This is a genomic window from Xenorhabdus littoralis, assembly GCF_033949345.1.
Taxonomy (GTDB): Bacteria; Pseudomonadota; Gammaproteobacteria; order Enterobacterales; family Enterobacteriaceae; genus Xenorhabdus; species Xenorhabdus littoralis.
In genome coordinates this window covers 1-5,056 of record NZ_VCDP01000082.1, presented here as the reverse complement: position 1 = coordinate 5,056, position 5,056 = coordinate 1, and the positions used below count along the sequence as shown (strand labels likewise).

The following is a 5,056-nucleotide window of genomic DNA, read 5'->3' as shown; positions in this document are numbered from 1 at the left end:
CTTGCCCCCGCCGTTTTGCAGATCGCCCCCCGACGTCACATTCAATGCGGACAGCCCCTGCAACGTGCCGCGCTGGTTATCGATAGTGCCCGTCGTGTTCACGGTCAGCGCTTGTTCGGCCAGCAGTTTGCCATCGCTGTTATCGAGGCTCTGCGTGGAGACATCCACCTGTTTGCCGCTTTGTGCAGTTCCACCACGGTTATCCCAGTGGCCCTGAGTGCGGATATCCAGCGCGTCAGCCGCATCGAGCAGCCCGTGCTGGTTATTAATCGACTGATGACTGTCAAGCAGTAAATGTCCCTTACTGACGATTTTACCCTGTGCATTGTTCAAGTGCTGCGCCGTCAATTGCAACGTTTCGCCCCGGATGTCGCCGGACTGGTTATTGATGTTGTCGGCCACGGTCAGACTCAGTTTTTGTTCGGCCGACAGCTTGCCGCCGGGGTTATCAACGTTGCTGCTATCAATGCTACCGTTATCAATACTACGGGCAAAGACGTCAACCTGCTTGCTGCCCTGAATGGTGCCGTCGCGGTTATCCCAGTGACCGTCAGTCTGGATCTTCAGCACATCATCGGCTTTAATGAGTCCGTGCTGATTACCCATGTCCTGATTGATCTTAAGCTGCAGGTGCCCCTGACTGACAATTTTACCTTTCGTATTCGTCAGTGTTTGGGCTGTCAGTTCCAGCGCTTTACCTTGGATATTGCCTGACTGGCTATCGATGCGACCCGTCGCCTTCACCGTCAACTGTTGGCCGGACAGCAGATTACCCCCGCTGTTATTGATATCAGCGCCCGACGTAATGTCCAATGCCGATTGACTCTTTAACGTGCCGCGCTGGTTATTCAGGCTGCCGATATCAAGCCGCAGGTTGCCGTTGTTACCCAGCAGACCGTCGGTGTTGTTCAGCAATCCGGTCACCCGCCAGTATTGCACCGTCTTTTCAAGCACCACCAGATGCCCCTGCTGGTTGTTCAGGGAACCGGCATTCAGGCTGAGTTGTGGCGCTTCAATACGGCCGCCGGTGTTATCCAGCGCCCCGGTCAGTGCAAAACGGCTTTCTCCGGTCCCAGACTGAGACCAGACCGCCTTCTGGTTGAACAGATTATTGGCATCAATCTCCCAGCGACCGACACCTACCCGTGCCTGCTGTGCGTCAATATCGCCCGGGGTTTTTACGGTCAACTGCTGACTGTCAATTTTTGCCTGTTGCAGGGCAACGCCACCGACTTTTGCGGCAATCTCAGCCCGGCTAGCCGCCAGTTGGCTGTGGCTGATATCCACCCGCTGGCCGGTCACGTTGATATCGCCCAGACTGAGCAAATGGCCGCTGGCCTGAGTATTCCCCTGACTGCTCAGCGTCAGGTTTGCCTTATGTTTCAGCGTACTGTTAGTATCGCTGCCGGCCAGCAAATACCCGCGGCTCTGAATGCCCCGGGCCGACGTCAGCCGGATATCACCCACGGCAGCCAGGGTGCCGGACTGCTGAATGTCACCGTCGCGGCTCTGTACCGCAAGCTGCCCGCCGCTGTGTAGTTTACCGTGATGTTCAATCCCGTTCCGGGCGGTCAGGGTGATATCGCCCCCCACCTGAGTGACGGCTTCCTGCTCGCCCGATTGCCAGCTCAGCCGGCCTTCGCTGCTGACAATCAGCGTTTTCCCCGTCTGCAAATGCCCGCCCTGATTACGCACCCCGACGCCGGCTTCCGTGCCTATCATGCGGATATAACCGCTGTACATGCCGCCCATCTGCCCCATGTCTATCGCCAGTTCGGGCTTTTTGTCATTTTCGGCCAGCGGCGTCACTGTTTTGCTGTCCGCACTGATGCGATTACGCCCTGCCACCACCGCAAGCTCTTCTTTGGCCCAGACGCCGGCATTCAGCTTCACGGCCCGCGCCAGAATATCAACATACCCGGTATCGTGGCGCGGGTCCCCATTGAGCCCGCCGCCTTCAATGCTCACCACGCCCCGCTCGACCTGATACCCCGCTAGACTGCCGTCGGCATTCAGCTGCGGCTTGCCGGTAGTCAGGGTCATCCGGCCGGCATTGATGGTGCCACAACCGTTACACACAATCCCCGACGGGTTGGCCACAATCACCTGCGCCCGGCCGCCGGCCACTTCCAGAAATCCCCGCAGCTGGCTGGGCTTATCGCTGTTGACCTCATTAATAATAAACCGGGCCGGTGCGGCATTGGGATCGAGGCGGGGGTTACCCTGTATCATCCCGGCCAGTTGGGTCGATGTCATCAGCGCCGAGTTGTTAAGAATGGCGCCTCGTTGGTCGACATCAAACTGCTGATAGGGGTTATGTGATACGCCAGCCTGATTGGGTGCATTGATATTGACCTGCGGCAGGCCATTCTGGGTTGTTATCACTTCCGGACGCTGAGCAGGGGCTACCTGCCTGTCAGCGATGATACCGTCCGCCAACGCCTGCCCGGCAAACAGTGCTGCCCCCAGCAACCACACCGCACGGCGCACCGTCACCCACAGGCGTGCTCCCCCTGTGCCACGACATTGCCCGGGCGCACGGCTGCAGCTGCGGGTCAGTTCCGAGACCACCCGCAATTCACCGTGCGTGCGGCTGTAAATAAGGCTATAACACTGTTTGTTCATAAATCATTCCGTCCAGGTCAAATAAATAAACGCAACATTCATTGGTGATAAAGCTAATCGCGGTTATCAGATTTCCAGATTGAGGCTGAAACCGCCGCTCACGCCCGGGGTGTGAAAACCGGCGGGCTGGTAGAATGGCACCCCGGCAAACAGGTCATAACTGAGCCGGCGCCACAGCGTACCGCGCACGCCCAACGCACCGCCTGCCAGCTGATGCCCGACCAGATGACGGGTACCCGGGCCATCCACACGACCATAATCCACCGCCCAGTAAAGCTCATGACCACGCGACAGTACATTCCAGGCGAGTTCATTACGCCAGAGCAGCCCTTTTTCGCCGGACAGCATCTGCTCGCCATCAAACCCGCGCACGGTATGACGCCCGGCAATCGCCAGTCTGTCCTGCGGTGTCAGCGGGTTTGCACTCCACTGCCAACGCACTTTGGTGTGATAACGCCAGGGCTGTGTGCCCCATTGAAAAGGCACATTCAGACTGATATCACCCAAAGCCATTCCCGTGCGGGCACTGCCCCCGTGGTAGGCTTCTTCCGGTGCCGGCAACGCACCGAAGGCGCCGGTTCCCCGCCGCCAGTTGATGCCGGCGTCCAACGTGATATCACCGAAGTAACTGCGCTGGCTTAAGCCTAATTCCCAGCCCGCAGTACGGCGGTGTTGTTGGGCTATTTCGATATTCCCCACAGCATTGGTGGAATGGCGGCGAAAGACGCGCAGATTAAGGGTGGTTTTGTGTGACTGATTGCGGAATAACAGCCGGGATACCGTGAATTGCGCATTCTCGCTTTTGCCGCTGTAGGCCAGGATTTCGTTTGCGTTGGCGATATTCTGGTGATAAGTGTAGTCGTTGTAGTTGGCAGAAAACGCCCAGTAACCGAGCGGGAAGACGTAGTTAACGGTACGGGAACGGTTCCCAAAGGGGCCGGGCTCAAACAAATCCTTGCCGATGTTGGCATAGAACAGATCGTTCTGGGCAAAAGGCGCATCAATCGCCAGCGTCACCGACCCCAGGTAGCGGCCGGTGCTTTGGGCACCACTGTCATCGAATCCCAGACTGAGCCGGAACGGACGGCCCTCTTTCCAGCTGATACGCAGGTCACTGGTCGCCTCCTGCTGACCGGGTTCGATTTTTATGTCGGCCTCAACACTGGGCACCCGTTTGAAATTCTCCAGCGCCTGCTCAATATCGCGCAGATTCAGGATATCGCCGGAGGCAGCGGGCATGGCATTCCACAGCCGCCCACGCCAGGACACCGGCTCATCAAAGCGGATATGGGCAATGCGGCCGGGCTGGAGTGTCAGCGTCAGCACACCCCCGGTCAGATCCTGCTCCTGCACCATCACGCGGGTGGTGACATAACCTTTGGCCAGAATGGCATTTTGCACCTTATTATTGACCAGCAAAATCCCCTGTCCACCCAGGCAACGCCCTTTGGCATCCCCTGCCGCCTCCAGTGCCCACTGAAAACGGTGAGCGGACTCTCCTTCCAAACGTAAGGTATTGATCTTAAAACAGGGATGTTCATCAGCCGGATAATCAGACAGGCGCACGTCGGGGCGCGTGAGCCGGATATCGGTATCCGGTGTCTGTTGCTGTTGTAGCGCGTGCTGCCTTTCCTGCTGCCGGAGTTGCTCCTGAGCATCCAGGGTTGCAGCACGTTGTTCGGCTACTTGTGATTGCTGTTTTTGCTGAATAAAGGGCGGGTCATCGGCCTGTACAGGGGAGAATGCAAGTACAGTCCATCCGGCCAGCCCGGCTATCATGTTGCGGGAAGTTACCGTTGCCATAGTAAACCCATCGGATACGTAATTATTATTTAACAGTAATAAGGGAGTTTTAAGAAGAGGTATTATGGTCGGTAGGGTTTAATTATCAATCATTAAGGTGATATATTCATCGCATGGGTGTGAATTTAGACGATTTGACTCTAAAAACGCAACAAAATGACAATGAATTAACAGGATAACAACACGTTATGCGTAACATTAAGCAGATTCATCCGGTTTTTAATTTAGTCAAAACAAAAATACTATGAATATTATTAAAAAATATGATGAATGGTGTGATATTCAGAGTATTCCTAAATCAGTCACTCCGTTGAACTATTTATCGCTTACCGCCAGACATCATCTTCTGCATCACCATCTGTCCGAACATGCCGGCTGACTGCCTGACCTGCCCCACGCCCTGGTTCATCATGCCGCTGATATCGCCCATTCGCACCCCGGCCCAGGCCAGTGCACCCAGCCAGACCATCGGCAGAACAATAAACAGCATCCCCATCACCAGCGCCATGATTAAATCATCCGAGGTGTTCTGCAACCCGGCCAGATTAAACAAACTGTGGGTGTCTGAACCGTACAGCGCATCCAGCAGAAAGCTGTCCAGCCAGAGGGCCAGCTCCCACCAGAAGGT

General features: G+C 56.1%; 3 protein-coding genes. All 3 read right to left on the bottom strand.

Annotated features, from left to right (window positions below):
* Positions 1-2,625: two-partner secretion domain-containing protein (locus FE394_RS16770; RefSeq protein WP_319927497.1), on the bottom strand; the 2,625-nt coding region annotated here is incomplete at its 3' end.
* A gap of 66 nt (positions 2,626-2,691) precedes the next feature.
* Positions 2,692-4,428, bottom strand: a complete 1,737-nt coding sequence (locus tag FE394_RS16765; protein ID WP_319927496.1) for a ShlB/FhaC/HecB family hemolysin secretion/activation protein — start codon at positions 4,426-4,428, stop codon at positions 2,692-2,694.
* A 319-nt stretch (positions 4,429-4,747) separates the two neighbouring features.
* The coding region (locus FE394_RS16760; protein WP_319927495.1) for a conjugal transfer protein TraG N-terminal domain-containing protein at positions 4,748-5,056 on the bottom strand (309 nt) is incomplete at its 5' end.